Source organism: Streptomyces sp. NPDC051364, assembly GCF_040682115.1.
In the GTDB taxonomy this organism is placed as follows: domain Bacteria; phylum Actinomycetota; class Actinomycetes; order Streptomycetales; family Streptomycetaceae; genus Streptomyces.
In genome coordinates this window covers 1-2,418 of sequence record NZ_JBFBAH010000076.1, presented here as the reverse complement: position 1 = coordinate 2,418, position 2,418 = coordinate 1, and the positions used below count along the sequence as shown (strand labels likewise).

Here is a 2,418-nt window from a genome sequence, read left to right as displayed (position 1 = left end):
GTAGGGTGATGGGTGGCTGGTCGTTGTTTGAGAACTACACAGTGGACGCGAGCATCTGTGGCCAAGTTTTTAAGGGCGCACGGTGGATGCCTTGGCACCAGGAACCGATGAAGGACGTGAGAGGCCGCGATAGGCCCCGGGGAGCTGCCAACTGAGCTTTGATCCGGGGGTGTCCGAATGGGGAAACCCGGCAGTCGTCATGGGCTGTCACCCACTGCTGAACACATAGGCAGTGTGGAGGGAACGAGGGGAAGTGAAACATCTCAGTACCCTCAGGAAGAGAAAACAACCGTGATTCCGGGAGTAGTGGCGAGCGAAACCGGATGAGGCCAAACCGTATGCGTGTGATACCCGGCAGGGGTTGCGCATGCGGGGTTGTGGGAATGAGCTTGATCGGTCTGCCGGCCGGTCGGCGAGTCAGAAACCGTTGATGTAGTCGAAGGACATGCGAAAGGTCCGGCGTAGAGGGTAAGACCCCCGTAGACGAAACATCAGCGGCTTGCTTGCTCATCTCCCAAGTAGCACGGGGCCCGAGAAATCCCGTGTGAATCTGGCGGGACCACCCGCTAAGCCTAAATATTCCCTGGTGACCGATAGCGGATAGTACCGTGAGGGAATGGTGAAAAGTACCGCGGGAGCGGAGTGAAATAGTACCTGAAACCGTGTGCCTACAAGCCGTGGGAGCGTCGCTGTATGTGCTTGCACATACAGTCGTGACTGCGTGCCTTTTGAAGAATGAGCCTGCGAGTTAGCGGTGTGTAGCGAGGTTAACCCGTGTGGGGAAGCCGTAGCGAAAGCGAGTCCGAATAGGGCGATTGAGTTGCACGCTCTAGACCCGAAGCGGAGTGATCTAGCCATGGGCAGGTTGAAGCGGAGGTAAGACTTCGTGGAGGACCGAACCCACCAGGGTTGAAAACCTGGGGGATGACCTGTGGTTAGGGGTGAAAGGCCAATCAAACTCCGTGATAGCTGGTTCTCCCCGAAATGCATTTAGGTGCAGCGTCGTGTGTTTCTTGCCGGAGGTAGAGCACTGGATAGGCGATGGGCCCTACCGGGTTACTGACCTTAGCCAAACTCCGAATGCCGGTAAGTGAGAGCACGGCAGTGAGACTGTGGGGGATAAGCTCCATGGTCGAGAGGGAAACAGCCCAGAGCATCGACTAAGGCCCCCAAGCGTACGCTAAGTGGGAAAGGATGTGGAGTCGCAGAGACAACCAGGAGGTTGGCTTAGAAGCAGCCACCCTTGAAAGAGTGCGTAATAGCTCACTGGTCAAGTGATTCCGCGCCGACAATGTAGCGGGGCTCAAGCGTACCGCCGAAGTCGTGTCATTGCAGCAATAGGGCCAACGCCCGCTGTGATGGGTAGGGGAGCGTCGTGTGCCGGGTGAAGCAGCAGCGGAAGCTAGTTGTGGACGGTTCACGAGTGAGAATGCAGGCATGAGTAGCGATACACACGTGAGAAACGTGTGCGCCGATTGACTAAGGGTTCCTGGGTCAAGCTGATCTGCCCAGGGTAAGTCGGGACCTAAGGCGAGGCCGACAGGCGTAGTCGATGGACAACCGGTTGATATTCCGGTACCCGCTTTGAAACGCCCAATATCGAATCAGGCGATGCTAAGTCCGTGAAGCCGTTCCGGACCCTTCGGGGAAAGGAAAGTGGTGGAGCCGACGAACCAGACTTGTAGTAGGTAAGCGATGGGGTGACGCAGGAAGGTAGTCCAGCCCGGGCGGTGGTAGTCCCGGGGTAAGGGTGTAGGCCGAGGGGTAGGCAAATCCGTCCCTCATATAAGGCTGAGACCTGATGCCGAGCCGATTGTGGTGAAGTGGATGATCCTATGCTGTCGAGAAAAGCCTCTAGCGAGTTTCATGGCGGCCCGTACCCTAAACCGACTCAGGTGGTCAGGTAGAGAATACCGAGGCGTTCGGGTGAACTATGGTTAAGGAACTCGGCAAAATGCCCCCGTAACTTCGGGAGAAGGGGGGCCATCACTGGTGATCGGATTTACTCCGTGAGCTGGGGGTGGCCGCAGAGACCAGCGAGAAGCGACTGTTTACTAAAAACACAGGTCCGTGCGAAGCCGTAAGGCGATGTATACGGACTGACGCCTGCCCGGTGCTGGAACGTTAAGGGGACCGGTTAGTGCGCTTTCGGGCGTGCGAAGCTGAGAACTTAAGCGCCAGTAAACGGCGGTGGTAACTATAACCATCCTAAGGTAGCGAAATTCCTTGTCGGGTAAGTTCCGACCTGCACGAATGGCGTAACGACTTCTCGACTGTCTCAACCATAGGCCCGGTGAAATTGCACTACGAGTAAAGATGCTCGTTTCGCGCAGCAGGACGGAAAGACCCCGGGACCTTTACTATAGTTTGATATTGGTGTTCGGTTCGGCTTGTGTAGGATAGGTGGGAGACTTTGAA

General features: G+C 56.4%; 1 rRNA gene. It reads left to right on the top strand.

The window, feature by feature from the left end:
- Nucleotides 1–59: 59 nt before the first annotated feature.
- Nucleotides 60–2,418: ribosomal RNA gene (locus AB0M76_RS43260) — 23S ribosomal RNA — on the top strand; the annotation flags it as partial.